This is a genomic window from Candidatus Didemnitutus sp., assembly GCA_019634575.1.
Lineage (GTDB): Bacteria > Verrucomicrobiota > Verrucomicrobiia > Opitutales > Opitutaceae > Didemnitutus.
The window spans coordinates 417,357-436,617 of record JAHCAY010000002.1 but is presented as its reverse complement, the minus strand read 5'-3'; the positions used below and the strand labels follow the sequence as shown (position 1 = coordinate 436,617).

General features: G+C 67.0%; 11 protein-coding genes. 8 read left to right on the top strand and 3 right to left on the bottom strand.

Annotation, left to right across the window (positions count from 1 at the left end; translation table 11 throughout):
- The first annotated feature begins 44 nt into the window (after nucleotides 1–44).
- The 3 genes from tgt to KF715_16910 all read left to right on the top strand — a co-directional run bounded on the left by tgt (nucleotide 45) and on the right by KF715_16910 (nucleotide 3,407).
- Nucleotides 45–1,190 (top strand): tRNA guanosine(34) transglycosylase Tgt, encoded by a 1,146-nt coding sequence (gene tgt / locus KF715_16920; GenBank protein MBX3738381.1) that lies wholly within the window; start codon nucleotides 45–47, stop codon nucleotides 1,188–1,190.
- Nucleotides 1,191–1,260: 70 nt separating this feature from the next.
- Nucleotides 1,261–2,397 carry a beta-lactamase family protein gene (locus tag KF715_16915; protein ID MBX3738380.1) on the top strand — a complete coding sequence of 379 codons (1,137 nt, stop codon included), beginning with the start codon at nucleotides 1,261–1,263 and terminating at the stop codon, nucleotides 2,395–2,397.
- Between the two features lie 83 nt (nucleotides 2,398–2,480).
- Entirely contained in the window at nucleotides 2,481–3,407 is a 927-nt protein-coding gene (locus KF715_16910; GenBank protein ID MBX3738379.1) for an SDR family oxidoreductase, read from the top strand.
- A gap of 416 nt (nucleotides 3,408–3,823) precedes the next feature.
- Here KF715_16910 and KF715_16905 read toward each other — a convergent pair whose 3' ends face one another.
- From KF715_16905 to KF715_16895, 3 genes are read right to left on the bottom strand one after another with little or no spacing between them, the layout of a single operon-like run.
- Complete coding sequence (locus KF715_16905) at nucleotides 3,824–4,702, bottom strand: transglutaminase family protein (protein MBX3738378.1); 879 nt, start codon at nucleotides 4,700–4,702, stop codon at nucleotides 3,824–3,826.
- Nucleotides 4,699–5,730 carry an alpha-E domain-containing protein gene (locus KF715_16900; protein MBX3738377.1) on the bottom strand — a complete coding sequence of 344 codons (1,032 nt, stop codon included), beginning with the start codon at nucleotides 5,728–5,730 and terminating at the stop codon, nucleotides 4,699–4,701. Before KF715_16900 ends, KF715_16905 begins: the two co-directional genes overlap by 4 nt.
- 5 nt (nucleotides 5,731–5,735) lie before the next feature.
- Nucleotides 5,736–7,220, bottom strand: coding sequence for a circularly permuted type 2 ATP-grasp protein (locus KF715_16895; protein MBX3738376.1), 1,485 nt, complete (start codon nucleotides 7,218–7,220; stop codon nucleotides 5,736–5,738).
- Between the two features lie 175 nt (nucleotides 7,221–7,395).
- Between KF715_16895 and KF715_16890 the strand changes: the two genes are divergently transcribed.
- The 5 genes from KF715_16890 (at nucleotide 7,396) to lnt (ending at nucleotide 19,117) form a co-directional block, all read left to right on the top strand.
- A complete protein-coding gene (locus KF715_16890; GenBank protein ID MBX3738375.1) occupies nucleotides 7,396–10,809 on the top strand; it encodes a transglutaminase family protein in 3,414 nt (1,137 codons plus the stop codon).
- Nucleotides 10,810–10,891: 82 nt separating this feature from the next.
- A complete protein-coding gene (locus KF715_16885; GenBank protein ID MBX3738374.1) occupies nucleotides 10,892–13,354 on the top strand; it encodes a circularly permuted type 2 ATP-grasp protein in 2,463 nt (820 codons plus the stop codon).
- 3 nt (nucleotides 13,355–13,357) lie between these two features.
- Nucleotides 13,358–14,245, top strand: a complete 888-nt coding sequence (locus tag KF715_16880; GenBank protein MBX3738373.1) for a transglutaminase family protein — start codon at nucleotides 13,358–13,360, stop codon at nucleotides 14,243–14,245.
- Nucleotides 14,246–14,341: 96 nt separating this feature from the next.
- Nucleotides 14,342–17,335 (top strand): preprotein translocase subunit SecA, encoded by a 2,994-nt coding sequence (gene secA / locus KF715_16875; GenBank protein MBX3738372.1) that lies wholly within the window; start codon nucleotides 14,342–14,344, stop codon nucleotides 17,333–17,335.
- Nucleotides 17,336–17,458: 123 nt separating this feature from the next.
- Nucleotides 17,459–19,117 carry an apolipoprotein N-acyltransferase gene (lnt, locus tag KF715_16870; GenBank protein MBX3738371.1) on the top strand — a complete coding sequence of 553 codons (1,659 nt, stop codon included), beginning with the start codon at nucleotides 17,459–17,461 and terminating at the stop codon, nucleotides 19,115–19,117.
- Nucleotides 19,118–19,261 lie beyond the last annotated feature (144 nt).

Sequence of the window (19,261 nt, the reverse complement as noted above, 5' to 3'; positions counted from 1 at the left end):
TTTGACAGGGGGGTCAAGCGCGCGGGTAGGGTCTTTTCCGCCATATGCCCGCCCATTTCGACCTTCTGAAGACCGACACCGCCACGGCGGCGCGGCGCGGGCGTCTGCGGACGCGCCACGGCGTGATTGAGACGCCGATTTTCATGCCCGTCGGCACGCAAGGAACGGTGAAGGCGCTCACGCCCGCGCAGCTGCACGAGATCGGCGCGCAGATCATCCTCGGCAACACCTACCATCTCAGCCTGCGCCCCGGCTCGGAACTCGTGCGCGAGCTCGGCGGGTTGCACGCGTTCATGGGTTGGGATGGCCCGATCCTGACCGACAGCGGCGGGTTCCAGGCGTTTTCCCTGGCGAAGCTCCGCGACATCCGCGAGGACGGCATCGCGTTCTCCTCGCACATCGACGGCGCGAAGCACTTCCTCGGGCCGCGCGAGGTGATGCAAATCCAGTCGGACCTCGGCTCCGACATCGCGATGGTGATCGACGAGTGTCCGCCCTGGCCGTGCACGCGCGACGAGTGCCAGCGCGCCGTCGACCGCAGCCTCCGTTGGGCAAAGGAGTGCAAGCAGATCGCCACGGACAACGGCTTCCTCGCGCGCGGGCACCACGTGTTCGCCATCGCGCAAGGCTCGACCTTCGACGACCTGCGGCGCGAGGCCGCCGAGTCGCTCGCGGCGCTCGATCTGCCCGGCTACGCCGTCGGCGGCGTGAGCGTGGGCGAGCCGGAACCGGAGATGTTGAAACAGGTTGGCGCCACCACGCCGTTCCTGCCTGCCGACAAGCCGCGCTACACGATGGGCCTCGGCACGCCGCCGCAGATTTTGAAGATGATCGCGCTCGGCGTGGACATGTTCGACTGCGTGCACCCGACGCGCGTGGCGCGCAACGGCGCGGCCTTCACGCCCGACGGCCTCATCAACGTCCGCAACGAGCGCTACCGCACCGACAAGACGCCGCTGGTCGAGGGCTTGGACAACTACACCTGCCGCCATTTTTCGCGCGCGTATTTGCGCCACCTCGTGATGGCCAACGAGATTTTGGCGAGCACTCTGCTCTCGCTGCACAACCTGCATTTCTACCTCGACCTCGTCGCGCAGGCGCGGGCGCACATCGAGGCCGGCGACTTCGCCGCATGGAGCGCGGCGTGGATCGCGCGCTACGAAGCGGGCGAGGCGGCGCAACGCGGTTGATCCGCCTGCGGGAGCCGCCGAGCGCGACAAGCGGCTTGGCAACGCGCCGGCGTTCCCGAAACTTGCGTGCATGCGCCTCGCCGTTTCCCTGATGCTTGCGTTCACGTCGTCTGTGCTCGCGGTGGCGGCGACAAGTAGAGCTCCGATCGCGGAGGCGATCGGACGGGCGATGGCGGCCGGCAAATTGCCGGGTGCGGTGTTGTGGATGGAGCAAGGCGCCGAGCGAACGCACTGGGCGCAGGGCGACCGCGCGCTCGTCCCGCACCGCGAGGTGATGACGGAGGACACGATCTTCGATGCGGCATCGCTGACGAAGGTGGTCGCGACCGCACCGTCTGTGATGCTGCTGATCGAGCGCGGGCGGGTGAAACTCGACGCGCCGGTGCGGGAATACCTGCCGGAGTTTGCGGCTGCGAACGTGACGGTGCGGCATCTGCTCACGCACACGTCGGGCTTGCCGGCGGAAATCCCGCGCGACGCTGCCACGCCGGACTGGCGCGGCTACGAGGAGGGCGTCCGGCGCGCTTGTGCCTGCATGCCCGATCCGGCGCCTGGGACGAGTTTCCGCTACAGCGACGTGAATTTCATCCTGCTCGGTGAAATTGTTCGCCGGGTCAGCGGACGGACGTTGGACGTATTCGCGCGCGAGGAGATTTTCGTTCCGCTCGGCATGAAGGATACGGAATTCCGGCCTGCGCCTGAGTTGCGCGCGCGCATCGCGCCGACGGAGCGTGACGAGAGCGGAGCGATGCCGCGTGGCATCGTGCACGATCCGACATCGCGACGCATGGGCGGCGTGGCGGGGCACGCGGGGTTGTTCACGACGGCGGCCGATCTCGCGCGCTATGCGCGGGTGATGCTGCGCGGTGATGTGGACGGCGTGCGGTTGCTGAAACCCGAGACGCTGCACCTGATGCAGAGCACGCAGAGCCCGGCGACGGTGCCGGAGCGCCGCGGGCTGGGGTGGGACATCGATACGAAATACAGCCGGCCGCGCGGGCGTTTTTTCCCGCTCGGTTCGTTCGGGCACACGGGGTTCACCGGCACGGCCGTGTGGATCGACCCGTCGAGCGACGCGTTCTACGTTTTCCTGTCCTCGCGCCTTCATCCTGACGGCAAGGGCAACGTCCGTGACCTGTATGAAGAGGTTGGGACCGAGGTCGGGCGGCTGGTGCTGGCGGAGCGTCCGGCGGAGAAAGTGAAGTAGCGGTTGCTCGCGGTGGAAATGGAATGCGCATTGAACCCGGTCGGCGGGTCCGTTTAGCTCCGGCCCTCTTTCCATTTTTCCCCATGCGTATTCTCGTCACCGGCGGCGCCGGTTTCCTCGGTTCCCACCTCTGCGATCGCCTCCTGAAGGACGACCACGAGGTCGTCTGTCTCGATAATTTCTTCACCGGCGCGAAGGCCAACATCGCCCATCACCTCGGCAATCCGCACTTCGAGCTCGTCCGTCACGACGTGATCGACCCGTTCAAGTTCGAGGTCGACCAGATCTACAACCTCGCGTGCCCCGCCTCGCCGCCGCACTACCAATACAACCCCATCAAGACGACGAAGACGTCCGTGATGGGCGCGATCAACTGCCTCGGCCTCGCGAAGCGCGTGAAGGCGCGCGTCTTTCAGGCGAGCACGTCCGAAGTCTACGGCGACCCGAGTGTCCACCCGCAGCCCGAGAGCTATTGGGGCAACGTGAATCCCATCGGACGCCGCTCGTGCTACGACGAGGGCAAGCGCGTCGCCGAGACGCTGTTCTTCGATTATCACCGCGAGAACAAGGTCGATATCCGCATCGTCCGCATCTTCAACACCTATGGCCCGCGCATGCATCCGAACGACGGCCGCGTCGTCTCGAACTTCATCGTGCAGGCGCTGAAAGGCGAAGACATCACGATCTACGGCGACGGCAAACAGACGCGCTCGTTCTGCTACGTTGACGACCTCATCGAAGGCTTTGTGCGCCTGATGAACCAGACCGAGACCGTCGGCCCGGTGAACATCGGCAACCCCGGCGAGTTCACCATGCTCGAGCTCGCGGAGCAGGTGCTCCAGCTCACGCAGAGCAAATCGAAGATCGTGCACAAGCCGCTCCCCTCCGACGACCCGAAGCAGCGCCGCCCCGACATCACGCTCGCGAAGAAGCACCTCAAGTGGGAACCCACCATCCCGCTCGCCGAGGGCCTCAAAAAGACGATCGCTTATTTCAAGACCAAGGTCTGAGGGCGTGCGATTCGCCTCGTGCTTCATAGCAGCCGACGTGAAGAGCTGCCGCCTGTGAACATCGTGAGTGGCGCGCTTGCCGCGCCACTCGGCTGTAATCAGCGGGCAACCCTGCGCGGCGATCGTGGTTGCGAACGCTCATGGTGCCGCGCGCGAGCGCTTCTTTTTGACCACGGATAGCGCGGATTGTCACGGATGCTGCTGCGCTCCCGAGTGCGTGATCCGTGGTAAATAGCACTCGCGAGAGCGGCATTTGCGGCGGAACGGATCGCGACAAGTGTCGGACGTCGGGGCGTGAAGCCTCTGCAATCAGAACCACCGAGCCTCAAGAACGGGCACGATCCCTTCGCGGATAGTAACATGCGGTGGCCATACGAGGCTACCGGTTGGAGGCGGCTCGATCGGAGGACGCGCTCCTATCGCGCGGCGGGCTCGGCGTGGAGGGCGTCGTCGGTAGCGGTGACGAGAACCTCGACGGTCATCGTGCGCCGATCGGTGCCGCGGTAGGTGCCTTTGAGCGGCGAGACGTCGGCGTGGTCGCGGCCGACGGCGACCTTCACGTGGTTGCTCGCCGCGAGTTGCGCATTGGTGGGATCGAGGCCGCACCAGCCGGCGCCGTTGATGAAGACTTCGACCCAGGCGTGGCTGGCTTGGGCGCCCTTGAGCTGATCGCGCGGCCCGTTGTAGAGGTAACCGCTGACGTAGCGTGCGGGTATTTTCAGGGCGCGGCAAAAGCCGATCATCACGTGCGCGAAATCCTGGCAGACGCCGTGGCGCGCCTTCAGCACTTCGCGCATGTGCGTGTGGACGTTGGTCGAGGCCGGCACGTAGCGGAACTCCGCGTGGATGTGGCGCATGATCGCTTGCGCGGCTTGCCAGGCGTCGGTGGCGCCGCCGGCGGCCGCGCGGGCGAGGGCGGTCGTTTCCGCGGTGATGGCGACGTAGGTAGAGTCGGGAAGAAAATCGTAGCAGCGGTCCTGCAGCAGGCAGTCGTCGACGCGGGCGAGCGGCGCGGGCTCGGCGCCGGGCGGCAGCACAGGCTCATCGCGAGTGAAGACGAGCGCGGTGGCTTCGACGACGAGTTCGGTGTGCGGTGCGTCGATTTCGAAGAGGTGCACGCAGTTCGAGTAGAAGTCGAAGTAGTGCGACGAGCGGGCGTCGGGCGCGACGTGGAGTTCGAAGTGTCGGCACTCCTGTCCGTCGGTCGACGCGGGGCGGAGGCGCGCTTCGTTGAAGCTCTCCCGCACGGGCGTGGCGTAGGCGTAGCGCGTGCGGTGCAGCGTGTGGAGCTTCATGCGCGCGGGCGTTGTTGCTGCTGTTGTTCTTCCTGCTGGCGGAGCTCGTAATCTTCGAGCGTGTGGAAAGCTTGGAAAATGTAGGTTTGGAAGAGCGCGGCGCCGATGTCGTTGAGGCGCGTCTGGAGCTGATCGATGTAGGTGTGGAGGCCGACGGCGAAGATGTCTTCGGCGGAACTGAAGCTGAGTTCGGCGAGGAGGCGGCCGGCGAGTTTCTCGGCGTCGTTGCTGAAGCGATCGCCGGCGACGCCGGAGATGCGGCGCAGCGCGGCATCGAGCGCGCGGACGCAGAAGCGGACGGAGCGGGGGAAGTTGTCGGAGAGAAGCAGGAACTCCGCGATGAAGGCGGGCTGGACCTCGGCGCCATGGAGAGCCTTGTAGGCGTCCCACGCGGAGCAGGAGCGGAGGACGGCGGACCAGCCGAGGGCGTCTTCCTGGCTGACGGTGCCGGGTTTGCCGCGGGCCGGGACCGAGGCGTGGCGAACGTCGAGGATCCGCGAGGTCTTGTCGGCGCGCTCGAGGAAGCAGCCGGCTTGCATGAAATTCCAGCCTTCGTTCCGGACGACGGTGGCGTTGGCGAGGCCGCTGAGGAGGAGCGAGCTGTTCTTCACCTCGAGGAAGAATTCGTGCGGTCCGCTGCGCCAGAGGCGGCGCGCGGCGGGCGAGTGAAGAAAAAGATAGAGGCGATTGAGTTCCTCCCAAAATTCGACCGTGAGCTGATCGCGCACCATGCGGGCGTTTTCGCGGGCCTGGTTCACGGACGAGACAATGGAGTTGGGATTCGCGGTCTCGAAAACGAGGAACTCGGTGACGTCCTCGCCGGTGGCGCCGCTGTGGAGCTGGTGGAAGAGCTGGTCGTCGCCGGTGCTTTGGACGATGGGCATCCAGAGGCCGGCGAGGGTCTGGTCGTCGAGGCGGCGGATGTCGAGGAGGAGCTGGAGATTGACGTCGACAAGGCGCGCGGTGTTGTCGGCGCGTTCGATGTAACGACTCATCCAGTAGAGGGAATTGGCGACGCGGGAGAGCATGGCGGCTATTCGTTGCCGTAGAGCACCCAGGTTTCCTTTGAGCCGCCGCCTTGCGAGGAGTTGACGACGAGGGAGCCTTTCCGGAGCGCGACGCGGGTGAGGCCGCCGGGAATGATCACGGGTTTTTCGCCGTAGAGGATGAACGGGCGCAGGTCGATGTGCCGGCCGCCGAAGCCCTCGTCGTCGACCCACGTCGGGTGGCGGGAGAGGGAAATCATCGGTTGCGCGATGTAGTTGCGCGGGTCGGCGAGGATCTTTTGGCGGAACTCGTCGCGCTCGGCTTGCGTGGCTTTCGGGCCCATGAGCATGCCGTAGCCGCCGGCTTCGTTGGCGGCTTTGACCACGAGCTTGTCGAGGTTTTCGACCATGTAGGTGCGATCCTTCGGCTCGCTGGCGAGATAGGTCGGGACATTCGGGAGTAGGGGCTCCTGGTCGAGGTAGTATTTGATGATCCGCGGGACGAAGTAATACATGACCTTGTCGTCCGCGACACCGGTGCCGATGGAGTTGGCGAGCGAGACGGTGCCGGCGCGGTAGGCGTTCACGAGGCCCGGCACGCCGAGCGCGGAGTCGCGGCGGAAGACCGTCGGGTCGAGGAAGTCGTCGTCGATGCGCCGGTAGATGACGTGGACCGGGCGCAGGCCCTTCGTCGTGCGCATGTAGACGTGCTGGTCGCGCACGATGAGGTCGCGGCCCTCGACGATCTCGATGCCCATCTGGCGGGCGAGGTAGGTGTGTTCGAAATATGCGGAGTTGTAGGCGCCGGGCGTCAGCAGCACGACGGTCGGCTCGGCGACGCCGGCGGGGGCGACGTAGCGGAGGAGCTTCAACAGCTCGGCCGGGTAGTGGTCGACGGGGCGCACGCCGCAGCTTTCGTAGATGTCCGGAAAGGTGCGCTTCAGTGCACGACGGTTTTCGAGGACGTAGCTGACGCCGGATGGGCAGCGGGCGTTGTCCTCGAGGACGAGATACTGGCCCTTGTCGTCGCGGATGAGGTCGGTGCCGCAGATGTGGATGTAGATGTCGCGGGGAACCTTGGTGTTCACGAACTCGCGGCGGAAATGTTTCGCGGAGAGCACGTAGTGGGCGGGGATCGTGCCGTCGCGGATGATGCGCTGTTCGTGGTAGATGTCGTGGAGGAAAAGGTTCAGCGCGGTGATGCGCTGGATCAGGCCGGCTTCGAGGTGCTTCCACTCGTCCGAGGGGATGATGCGCGGCACGAGATCGAATGGGAAAACGCGCTCGGTGCCCTGCGCGTCGCCATAGACGTTGAACGTGATGCCCTGCCGCAGGAACGCCAGGTCGACGGAACGGCGCTTCGCGTTGAAGGTGTCCGCGTCGATCCCCTGGAAACGCCGGGCGAAACGCTGGTAATGCGGGCGGACGGTGCCGCTGCTGGCGACCATTTCGTCGAAGAAATCATCGGTCACGTAGCCGTCGAAAAGAGTGGGGGAAGGCGGTGGCGTCGCGGTCGAACTGGGGTGGACCATGGAGCGCTCAATGCATAGGTCGTGCTAACTGCGAAAAAATCTTCGCCGGCGCGCAAAATCCCCCGGTTCGGGGCCGGCGCGCGTGCCCCGGTCCGCTGCGGAGAGGCATAATCCGCGGCGCGTTTGGTGCGGCAGTTGCTAGGCGAGAACAGCCGTTCGCCCGCGGCTCCGCCCCATGGCCATTCATGTCGCCCTCCACCATCGCACGAGCTACCGCTATGACCGCCTCGTCGGTCTCGGTCCGCAGACCATCCGCTTGCGGCCGGCGCCGCATTGCCGCACGCGCGTCCTCAGTTACTCGCTGAAGCTCACGCCGGCCGAGGGGCATTTCCTGAACTGGCAACAGGACGCCTTCAGCAACTACCTCGCGCGCGTCGTCTATCCGGAAAAGGTCACCGAGTTTGCCGTCGAGGTCGATCTTGTCGCCGAGATGTCCGTCTACAACCCGTTCGACTTCTTCCTCGAACCGTCGGCCGAGAAATTTCCTTTCTCCTACGAACCCGCCATCGCTGCCGACCTCGCACCCTATTTGCGCAAAGGCGAGCTCACGCCGCGGCTCGCGGCCCTCGTCGGCGCGCTCGACCTGCAGCCGCAGCGCACGATCGATTTTCTCGTCGGACTGAACCAGCGCCTCTGGCGCGAGCTCAAATACGTCATCCGCCTTGAGCCCGGCGTCCAGTCACCCGAGGAGACCCTCGAGAAAGCTTCCGGCTCCTGTCGCGACTCCGGCTGGCTGCTCGTCAACCTCCTCCGGCACTGCGGCCTCGCGGCGCGCTTCGTGTCGGGCTATCTCATCCAGCTCAAGGCCGACCAGAAGTCGCTCGATGGCCCGTCCGGCGCGGAGCAGGACTTCACCGATCTCCACGCGTGGTGCGAAGTCTATCTGCCCGGCGCCGGCTGGATCGGACTCGACCCGACCTCCGGCCTGCTCGCCGGTGAAGGGCATCTGCCGCTCGCCTGCTCGCCCGAGCCCTCGAGCGCGGCCGCGATCAGCGGCGGCGTGGACGAATGCGAGGTGGAATTCGACTTCGCGATGTCGGTCCAACGCATCTACGAGTCGCCGCGCGTCACGCTGCCCTACACGGACGCGCAGTGGCAGCGCATCGAGACGCTCGGCCACGCGATCGACGCCGACCTCGCCGCGCAGGACGTCCGCCTCACGATGGGCGGCGAGCCGACGTTCGTCTCGCTCGACGACCCCGACGGCCCCGAGTGGAACTTCACCGCCGTCTCTCCGAAAAAGCGTCTCCTTTCCGGCGAGCTCATCAAGCGCCTCCGTCGCCAATTCGCCCCCGGCGCGCTCCTCCATTACGGTCAGGGCAAATGGTATCCCGGCGAGCCGCTCCCGCGCTGGGCGCTCGCGGCGTATTGGCGCAAGGACGGCGTCCCCATTTGGCGCGACGACTCGCTGATCGCCGACGAATCGAAAAACTACGGCCACGGCGCGCCCGAGGCCAAGGAGCTTGCGCGGCGCCTCGCCCGCACTCTCGGCGTGAATCCCGACCACCTCATCGCCGGCTATGAGGACGCCTTCTACTACACGTGGAAGGAGCGCCGCCTGCCATCGAACGTCACCCCGGAGAAAACCAACCTGAAGGACAAGCAGGAGCGCGAACGCATCGCGCGGATTTTCCAGGAAGACCTCGGCTCCATCGTCGGCTACGCGCTGCCGTTGAAACGCACCACTGTCGACGGCCGCGCCGGCTGGATGTCCGGCGCGTGGTTCCTGCGCGACGACGAGACGCTGTGGCTGCTGCCCGGCGATTCGCCGATGGGCCTGCGCCTGCCGCTCGACTCGATCCCGTGGACCGCGGAAAAAGATTACCCGTGGTCGTGGCAACAGGACCCGTCCGGTCCGCTCGGCGCGTTGCCGAAGGAATTCCCTTATCGCGCCCGCGCCGGAGCTTCGGCTTCCGCGGCCACGGCCGGCGAACTCGCGCGCCAGCGCTTCCTCCTTGGCGGCGACGCGCCGTCACTCGCCGGTCACGGCCCCGGCCAGCGCGCGCAACGTCTCGACGCCCCGCCCGAACTCGATCCCACGCGCCGCCCCGCGACCGGCGAGAGCGCGCCGTGGATCATTCGCACCGCGCTCTGCGTGCAACCGCGCGACGGCCGCCTCCACGTCTTCATGCCGCCGGTGAACACGACCGAGGATTACCTCGACCTCGTCGCCGGCATCGAGTCCACCGTCGCCGCGATGGGCGTGCCCGTGATCATCGAAGGCGAGGCTCCGCCCAAGGATCCGCGCCTCCACAAACTCGCCGTCACGCCCGACCCCGGCGTGATCGAGGTCAACCTCCACCCGAGCAAGACCTGGGACGAACTCGTCGAGCGCACCACCGTGCTCTACGACGAGGCGCGCCAGACGCGGCTGGGCACCGAGAAGTTCATGCTCGACGGCCGCCACACCGGCACCGGCGGCGGCAATCACATCATCCTCGGCGGCGAGACGCCCGGCGACTCACCGATCCTGCGCCGCCCGGATTTGCTGCGCTCGCTCGTCAGCTACTGGCAAAACCACCCGTCGCTATCCTGGTTGTTCTCCGGCCTCTTCATCGGCCCGACCTCGCAGGCGCCGCGCATCGACGAGGCGCGCCACGACTCGCTGCGCGAGCTCGACGTCGCTTTCCGCGAAATGGACCGCCAGCTCGCGCAAGGTCATTGCCCGCCGTGGCTCGTCGATCGCCTCTTCCGCAATCTTCTCATCGATCCGACCGGCAACACGCACCGCGCGGAGTTCAGCATCGACAAACTCTTCTCGCCCGACGGCTCGGCGGGACGTCTCGGCCTGCTCGAGATGCGCGCCTTCGAGATGCCACCGCACGCCCGCATGAGCCTCGCGCAACACCTGCTGTTGCGCGGCCTCGTGGCGAAGTTCTGGCGCGAGCCCTACCGCAACGGCCTCGTGCGCTGGGGCACCGACATCCACGACCGCTGGATGCTGCCGCACCATTGCCAGACGGATTTTGCCGACGTCATGCGCGATTTGCAGGCGAGCGGCTACGGCTTCGAGGACGACTGGTTCGCGCCGCACTTCGAGTTTCGCTTCCCGCGCATCGGCGACTTCGCCGTGCGCGATCTCCACGTCGAACTGCGCACCGCGCTCGAGCCGTGGCACGTCCTCGGCGAGGAGCCCGGCGGCGGCGGCACCGTGCGCTACGTCGACAGCTCGCTCGAGCGCTTGCAGGTGAAAGTTCACGGCCTGACCGGTGATCGTTTCGTCGTCACCGCCAACGGTCATCGCGTGCCGCTGCATCCGACCGGCACGAACGGCGAGGGCGTCGGCGGCGTGCGTTACCGCGCATGGCAGCCGCCGCAATGCCTTCAACCCACCATCGGCGTGCACACGCCGCTCGTCTTCGACGTCGTCGACACCTGGAACGCGCGCTCGCTCGGCGGTTGCACGTATCACGTCGCGCATCAGGGCGGACGCAACTACGTGACGTTCCCCGTGAACTCCTACGAAGCCGAGAGCCGCCGCCTCGCGCGCTTCTTCGCCCACGGACATACGCCCGGCCGCGTGTCGGCCAAGCTGCCCTCCGCCGGCAAACCGGAATCGCCGCACACGCTGGACCTGCGCGACCCGTGAAACGCCTGACAGGTGCGCGCGGTGCTTGCGACCCACTCGCCGCTTGCGCCGCCTTCGTTCGCCGAGGATTCTGACCGCGACGATGTCCACGCCCGCTCATCCCGTTCGCCCCGCGCCGCTCGGCTACGCCGGTAAGGGGCAGCGCTTTGACGAGTGTGTGGACGCCGCCGGCAACCTGCGCGCGGGCTGGGCGCAGTTCTTCGACTTGCTCGGCCCGGATCCGGCGAAGGCGCTCGCGGCGGCCGACGCGGCGTGCCACCGCGCGATCGTCGAGCAGGACGTCAGCATGAACGTCTACCGCGGCGAACGCGCCGGCGCGCAGACGTGGCCGCTCGACGCGATGCCGATGATTCTCGGCCCGGCGGATTGGGCGACGCTCACGCGCGGCCTGCGGCAGCGTGCGCATCTCTTCAACGAGCTGCTGCTCGATCTCTACGGCGAGCAGCGCGTGCTGCGCGAAGGCCGCCTGCCCGCCGCGCTCGCGCTGGCGAATCCGCATTTTCTCCGCGCGTGCGCGGGGCTCGGCGCGCGTGCCGGCGTGTTTCTCCATTCCTACGCGGTGGACCTCGCGCGCTCGCCCGACGGACGCTGGTGGGTGATCGACGACCGCCTCGACGCGCCGTCGGGCCTCGGTTACTCGCTCCAGAATCGCATCATCACGCGCCAGGGATTGCCGGAGGTTTTCCACCGCGCGCCGGTGCACCGGCTGTTTCAATTTTTCAAAGACTATCGCGCCTCGCTCGAGGCGCTCGCGCCGGAAAAGCAAGCGGAGCCGCGCGTCGTGCTGCTCTCGCCTGGGCCGGCCAACGAGACTTACCACGAGCAGGCCTACCTCGCGCGCTACCTCGGCTACACGCTGGTCGAGGGCGAGGATCTCACCACGCGCGACGGCCGCGCCTACCTGCGCACCGTCGGCGGGCTCAAGCGCACGGACGTGATCTTGCGCCGGCTCGACTCGGAGTTTTGCGATCCCCTCGAGCTCGACGCGCGCTCACTGCTCGGCGTGCCCGGCCTGCTGCAGGCGGCGCACGCGGGTGGTGTCGGACTCGCGAATCTCCCCGGCGCCCGCGCGCTCGAGTCCCCCGGCCTGCTCGCGTTCCTGCGGCCGTTGTGTCGCCACTTGCTCGGCGAGGAGCTGCTGCTGCCCAACGTCGCCACGTGGTGGTGCGGCCAGCCCGGCGCGCGCGACTACGTCCTCGCGAATCTGGAAAATCTCGTGCTCAAGCCCACGTTTCGCACGCGCGATGCGGCGCCGCCGCGCTACGGCGCGTGGATGGGCAAGGCCGGTCGCGCCGCGCTCGCCGAGCGCATCCGCGCCGAGCCGACCGCATGGTGCGGCCAGGAACGCGTCTTCCACGGCACGACGCCCGGCTGGCATGAAGGCCGGCTGCGCCCGATGCCGTTTCTGCTGCGCCTCTTCGTGACGTGGCACGACGGCGACTACGTCGTGTTGCCCGGCGGCCTCACCCGCTGCAACCCGCGCGGCGAGGACATGATCGTCTCGCTCCAGCAAGGCAGCGTGAGCAAGGACACGTGGGTGCTGCACGACGGCGCGCCGACGCCGTTGCCGGCGTTCGTCACGTCGCGCCCGGCGGACAGCCTGCGCAATCCCGCCGCGACGCCGAGCCGCCGCGCCAACGACCTGTTCTGGCTCGGCCGTTACCTCGAGCGCTGTAGCCAACTCGCGCGCAAATTCGAGAAGCTCGACGCGCTGCTGCGCGACGAGATCGCGCTGCTCGACCCGGCCGTGTCCGTCGATGCCGTGCGCTTGCTCGCCTGGGCGGAGGATCTGGCGTTGCCCGCCGAGCTGCCGCTCGCCGCGCAGGTGGCGCGCCTGAAGGAGGCCGGCGCCGATCCCGCGCATCTCGGCGGACTCGCGGCGAATCTCGCGAACCTCGTGCGCCTGCTCGAGCAGCTGAAAGCGCATTTGCCGCACGAGGGCTGGCAGTTGCTCCGGCAGCTCCAGCAGCGGCGCGTCTCGACCGACGCGGCGGCGTGCGCCGCTCTGCGCCAGCAGCTCTCCGCGGCGGAGAGCCTTTCCAACGAAGCGATGCCGCGCGACACCGCGTGGCGCTTCCTCGACCTCGGCCGCCGCGTCGAACGCGGACAGCAGATCGTCCAACTCGTGCGCATGCTGCTGTTCCCCGCGGTCGAGGCGGCCACGACGGAGTTCCGCCTGCAGAGCGCGCTGCACCTCGCCGACTCGCTCTTCACCTATCGCAGCGCCTACCACGGCCAGCTCGATACGAGCGGCGCGCTCGACTGGCTGCTGCTCTCCGAGGCGAACCCGCGCAGTTTCCGCTTCCAGGCCGAGCGCATCTACGAACACCTGCGCGAGCTCCCGGCGGACCACGCGCCGCGCGCGGTCGACGCCTTGCGCGCGCTCGCGTTCCGCCTCCAAAGCGCCGCGCGGCTCGCCGAGGCCAACGGTCTCGCCGCCGATCCGGCGCGCGCGGCGGGCGTCGCGGCGGAGTTGCAGACGAGCCTCGGCGCGCTAAGCGAGCGGCTCGCCGAAATCTATTTCGCGCACACCGCGTTGCGCTGAGCGATGCCGACCTACCGCATCACGCACGAGACCGTCTACACGCACGCCGCGACCGCCGGCGCCGCGTGGCAGATGCTGCAGCTGCGCCCGCGCGCCGAGTCCGCGCAGGAGTGCCTCGATTTCCAGTTGCAGATCGAGCCCGGCGCGCCGGACCTCGCCGAGCGCGAGGATTTTTTCGGCAACCGCCGGCACTTCTTCTCCGTGCGCGAGCCGCACCTCGAGCTCGCAATCACCTGCCGCAGCGTCGTGCGGCGTGAAGCGCCGCCGCTGCCGCTGGCGGGCCTCACACCGCCGCTCGCACTTGCGCGCCAACGCACCGACGAACTCGTGGGCGGCGCCGGCTACGCGCTCGAACAATACCGGCACGCGACGGCGCACGTGCCGTTCCTGCCGGCCGCGGCGGCGCTCGCGGCGGATCTCGGACCGCCGGAGCTGCCGCTGCTCGAATGGATCGAGCGACTGGGGCGGCGCTTTGCGGAGACGTTCACGTTCGACGCGGCCGCGACCGATGTGAGCACGCCGCTGACCGAGGTGCTCGCGCAGCGGCGCGGCGTTTGTCAGGATTTTACGCATCTGTTCCTGAGCTGCGTGCGCCAGCACGGACTGCCGGCGGCCTACGTGAGCGGTTACCTGCTGACGAATCCGCCGCCGGGGCAGCCGCGCTTGCGCGGCGCCGATGCGATGCACGCTTGGGCGGCGGTGCACGTGCCGGATTTCGGCTGGGTCGACTACGATCCGACCAACTCCTGCCTTGTTGGCGCCGGCCACATCGTCGTGGCGCGAGGTCGCGACTACGCGGACGTCAGTCCGACGCGTGGCGTCTTCACCGGCGCCGCCCCGCCGCCGCCGCGCGTCGGCGTGACGGTCGAGCCGGAGCCGATGCCGGCCTGAACGCAGCCGGCCTTGAGGCGCAACGATTTGGGCGTGGCGGAAAAACGATTTGTCGTTTGCCAACCCGCCGGGTGGGACTAATCGTTTTCGCCTTTCATGTTCGATTTCCTCTTCAAAAGTTTCGCCGGCCGCCACCATCGCAAATACGTCGAGAAGTGTCGTCCGATCGTCGCGCGCATCAACGAGATTGAAAAGGGCTACCAGTCGCTGACCGACGACCAGCTCCGCGCCAAGACCGACGAGTTCCGCAATCGCCTGAAGAACGGCGAGACGCTCGACCAGATCCTGCCGGAGGCATTCGCCGCGGTGAAGAACGCCGCCCGCCGCCTCTGCGGCCAGAAGGTCATCGTGTGCGACCACGAGCTGACGTGGGACATGGTGCATTTCGACGTCCAGCTCATTGGCGGCATCACGCTGCACGAAGGCCGCATCTCCGAAATGGCCACCGGCGAAGGCAAGACCCTCGTCGCCACGCTCCCGCTCTACCTCAACGCCCTCGTCGGCAAGAACTCCCAGCTCGTCACGGTCAACGACTACCTCGCCCGCCGCGACTCCGAGTGGATGGGCCATCTCTACCAATTCCTCGGTCTCACCGTCGGCTGCATCCAGCAGCAGATGCCGTCGGACCTGCGGCGCGAGATGTATACGCGCGACATCACTTACGGCACGGCGTCGGAGTTCGGCTTCGACTACCTCCGCGACAACGGCATGGCCACGCGCAAGGAGGACCAGGTCCAGCGCGACCACTGGTATTGCATCGTGGACGAAATCGACTCGATCCTCGTCGACGAAGCGCGCACGCCGCTGATCATTTCCGGCCCCGCACCGATCGAGCGCGAGCAGCCCTTCACGCGCCTCAAGCCGCCCGTCGCCTCGCTCGTCGCCGACCAGCTCCGCATGGTCAACCGCTTCGTCAAGGAAGCCACCGACCTGCTCGAGAAAAAGGATCTCACGCCCGACGACCGCCAGGCCGCCGCGCTGAAGATGCTCCAGGTGAAGCTCGGCATGCCGAAGAACAAGCAGCTGCTGCGCCTCATGGAGAACCCGGAGTGGCGCAAGCTCCTCGACAAAACCGACGTCGAGATGCACTCGGATTTCCAGAAGGAGGAGCTCTACAAGCTCAAGGAAGAGCTGCTCTACGTCATCGACGAGAAGAACCACCAGGCCGACCTCACCGAGATCGGCCGCCTGAAGCTGCGCCCGGACGACCGCGACGCCTTCGTGTTGCCGGACCTCGCCACGCACTTCAGCGATTTCGAAAAGGACGCCACCAAGACGCCCGAGGAGAAGGAAGCCGCCAAGCGCGAGCTCCAGTCGCGCTACGAAGTCGTTTCCGAGGACATCCACGCGATCTCCCAACTCCTCCGCGCCTACTCGCTCTACGAGCGCGACGTCGAATACGTCATCCAGGACGGGAAGGTGCTCATCGTCGACGAGAACACCGGTCGCGTCATGCCCGGTCGCCGCTGGTCGGACGGTTTGCACCAGGCGGTTGAGGCCAAGGAAGGCGTCACCATCGAGCGCGAAACCCGCACCTACGCGACGGTCACGATCCAGAATTACTTCCGCATGTATGAGAAGCTCGCGGGCATGACCGGCACCGCCGAGACCGAGGCGACCGAGTTCCACGAGATCTACAAGCTCGCCGTCACGCAGATCCCGACCAACAAGCCCTGCATCCGCGTCGACAAGAACGACTCCATCTTCAAAACCCGCCGCGACAAATATAACGCGGTGGTGAAGACGATCCAGGAGGCCAACCAGCGCGGCCAGCCCGTGCTCGTCGGCACCGTGACCGTCGAGCAATCCGAAGTTCTCTCGCGCATGCTCAAGCGCGCCGGCGTCATCCACACAGTGCTGAACGCCAAGTTCCACCAGCAGGAAGCCGAGATCGTCTCCCGCGCGGGTCAGCGCGGCTCGGTCACCATCGCCACCAACATGGCGGGCCGCGGCACCGACATTAAGCTGGGTGAAGGCGTCCGCGAACTCGGCGGCCTCTTCGTCGTCGGCACCGAGCGCCACGAGTCGCGCCGTATCGACCGCCAGTTGCGCGGTCGTTGCTCGCGCCAGGGCGACCCGGGCATGACGAAGTTCTTCCTCTCGCTCGAAGACGACCTCATGCGTCTCTTCCTTCAGGGCAACCTCGCCTCGAAGATCATGGAAGGCTCCATGCAGGAAGGCGAAGAGCTCGAGCACCCGTGGCTCAACCGCTCCATCGAGTCCGCGCAGAAGAAGGTCGAGCAGCAGAATTTCTCCATCCGCAAGCGCCTGCTCCAATACGACGACGTGCTCAACAAGCAGCGCGAAGTCATCTACGGCATCCGCAACGGCGCCCTGCATGCCGAGCGCGCGAAAGACGTCATCTTCGAGATGATCGAGGAGGAGTTGGCCGCGCGCCTCGAGACCGCCGGCTTCGGCGAGAAGGGCGGCCCGACCACGGCGAACATCGAGAGCCTCGTCGGCTGGCTGAACTCGCACTTCCCGATCAGCGCCAAGATCGCCGAATTCGAGGGCAAGAACGACGCCGAGGCGCTGCTCAAGGACCTCGTCGAACGCGTGAAGCAGGCCTACGCGCTGAAGGAATCCGTCGAGGATCCCGAGTCGCTGGGCGGCCTCGAGCGCTACGTCGTCATCAACGCCATCGACCACCACTGGCAGGAGCACCTGACCGAGATGGAGGAACTCCGCCGCTCCATCGGCCTGCGCAGCTACGGCCAGAAAGACCCGCTCTCCGAATACAAGAGCGAGGCGTTCCGCTTCTTTGAGGAGCTGATGAACAACGTGCGCCTGCAGATCTGCACGTCGCTCTTCCGCTCCGCCACGAACCGCGAGGCGTTCGAAAACCTCTTCGCCATTCTCGCACGCTCCGCCCGCATGCAGGGCCCGGCCGCCGCGCCCACCGCGCTCGCCGCCGCCACGCAGACGACGGTCACGACTTCCGGTCCCGCCGAAACGCCCGCCTCGCCGGCCGCGGAACAGGAGATCAAGCTCCCGGCGGTCACAATCCGCCGCGAGACGCCGAAGGTCGGTCGCAACGACCCGTGCCCCTGCGGCTCCGGCAAGAAGTTCAAGAACTGCCACGGCGCGTGACGCCGGTCGCTTCCGTCGCTTTCTTCAATGGAGGTGCGGCTACCGCCGCGCCGCGAATCCCTTTCGCCGTGATCGCTGCGGCTCGGCAGTAGCCGAGCCCTCCACTGCCGATTCACTCCTGTGATGATCGCCGATAGCCGCACCGTCTCCGATCCCTACGACCCGAAGCCCACCTTCTGGCAGGAGCACCCGCACCTCGGTTGGGGGCTGTGGGTTTTTGCGCTCACGGTCGTGCTGACCTACGTGGCGTTCCCGCCGGTCGCGGTCGGTGAGGCGGGCTACGTGCTCGCGGCGCCCGCGTTGCTGTGGGCGTATCGCACGCCGCGCTTCAAACCCTACGCGCTCACGCTGCTCGGGGCGAATGTCGTCGCGTGGACTTGGCTGCTGTCGTGGCTCGGCAATGCCTACTGGCTCGCGCCGTTCCTGCTCGGGCCCTTCATCGGTGCGCTCGCCACACTGTGGTATCTCGCGGCGTGGTGGTTTGTGCCGAAACTGCGCGGACATCGCGCGATGGTCCGACTGATCGGCATCGGTGGACTCGCGAGTTTGTGGGTGATGAACGAGGCGTTGCGCGGCTGGTTGTTCGGCGGTTTCCCGTGGCTGCCGCTGGCGGCGTCGCAATGGCAGCGTCCGCTGGTGCTGCAGAGCGCTTCCTATGGCGGCGCATGGGTCGTGTCGTTCGTGCTCGTGTTTTTCTCGTGCGGTGTGGCCGCCTACGCGCATCGCATTTTCTTCGAGGGCGCGACTGGGCTCCGCAAGCGCAGCCCGGAATTCATGGCGGCGCTCATGCTGCTCGTGCTCTCGTCGTTTCCGTTCCTCGCAGAGCTGATGGGACAGCAGCGGCAGAAGCTCGCGCGTGTCGCCCTCGTGCAGCCGAACATTCCGCAGGGTGAAAAGTGGGACCCGCAGCAGGCGCGCGAAGTGTTGAAGACGATCGAGAAGGTCACGACCGACGCCAACGAGCGCGGTGCGCCCGATGCGATCTTCTGGCCGGAGGCGGTCGTGCCGTGGCCGGTCCACCGCGATCCTTCCGTGCAACAGTGGCTGGAGTATGTTTCGAAGCGCACGGGCAAACCGATCGTGCTCGGGAGCGTTTTCACGCAGGGCAGCGGCGAATCCGAAGAATGGTTCAATGGCGCTTTCGTGGTCGATCCGGTCACGGGCCTGCAGGAGCCGGGCTACGCGAAGCGCAAGCTCGTGCCGTTCGGCGAATACGTGCCGTTCCGCTCCGTGCTCGGCTGGCTGACGAAGTTCGTGCCGCTCGGGCCGGGGGATTTTGCGCCGGGCGAGGATGCGCGTCCGCTGGCGCTCACGACCGGACGCAGCGTCACGCGGCTTGGCCTGTTGATTTGCTACGAGGATATTTTCCCCGGCCTCGCCCGTCAGAGCGTGCGCGACGGCGCGGAGGTGCTCGCGGTCGTGACGAACAACGGCTGGTTCGGCGAGGGCGGGGCGGCTTACCAGCATGCGACGCACTCCGTGCTGCGCGCCGTGGAAAATCGGCGTCCGCTGATCCGCGTCGGCAACGCTGGCTGGTCGGGCTGGATCGACGAGTTCGGCAACATCCGCGCCAATCTGCGCGACGAGAACGGCAGCGTCTATTTCCGCGGCGCGGAGACGGTGAACGTCACACGCGATCCGCGCTGGGTGAACCGCCCGAGTTTCTACACGGAGCACGGCGACTGGTTTCTCGTCGTGGCCGCGGTGCTCGCGACGGCCGCGTATTACCTGCTGTTGACGCTCCGTCCGCCGACACCGAAGCTCGGCGAGACCGTATTCTGAGGCACAGGGTAGGGCGCGAGGGCCGCGTGCGCCGAGAGTCAGTTGCGGTGGGCTCGGAGGTGCCGCTTCGGTTCACTAAGCTCCTTAGCATCTCCCTTGTCGTTGCGGGGAGCGCAGCGACGAAGCAATTCCGCTGGATCGCCA

Excerpts from the sequence above, each read along its gene's own strand:
- tgt (MBX3738381.1), top strand. The coding sequence starts at position 45 with ATGCCCGCCCATTTCGACCTTCTGAAGACCGACACCGCCACGGCGGCG.
- KF715_16915 (MBX3738380.1), top strand. The coding sequence starts at position 1,261 with ATGCGCCTCGCCGTTTCCCTGATGCTTGCGTTCACGTCGTCTGTGCTC.
- KF715_16910 (MBX3738379.1), top strand. The coding sequence starts at position 2,481 with ATGCGTATTCTCGTCACCGGCGGCGCCGGTTTCCTCGGTTCCCACCTC.
- KF715_16905 (MBX3738378.1), bottom strand. The coding sequence starts at position 4,702 with ATGAAGCTCCACACGCTGCACCGCACGCGCTACGCCTACGCCACGCCC.
- KF715_16900 (MBX3738377.1), bottom strand. The coding sequence starts at position 5,730 with ATGCTCTCCCGCGTCGCCAATTCCCTCTACTGGATGAGTCGTTACATC.
- KF715_16895 (MBX3738376.1), bottom strand. The coding sequence starts at position 7,220 with ATGGTCCACCCCAGTTCGACCGCGACGCCACCGCCTTCCCCCACTCTT.
- KF715_16890 (MBX3738375.1), top strand. The coding sequence starts at position 7,396 with ATGGCCATTCATGTCGCCCTCCACCATCGCACGAGCTACCGCTATGAC.
- KF715_16885 (MBX3738374.1), top strand. The coding sequence starts at position 10,892 with ATGTCCACGCCCGCTCATCCCGTTCGCCCCGCGCCGCTCGGCTACGCC.
- KF715_16880 (MBX3738373.1), top strand. The coding sequence starts at position 13,358 with ATGCCGACCTACCGCATCACGCACGAGACCGTCTACACGCACGCCGCG.
- secA (MBX3738372.1), top strand. The coding sequence starts at position 14,342 with ATGTTCGATTTCCTCTTCAAAAGTTTCGCCGGCCGCCACCATCGCAAA.
- lnt (MBX3738371.1), top strand. The coding sequence starts at position 17,459 with ATGATCGCCGATAGCCGCACCGTCTCCGATCCCTACGACCCGAAGCCC.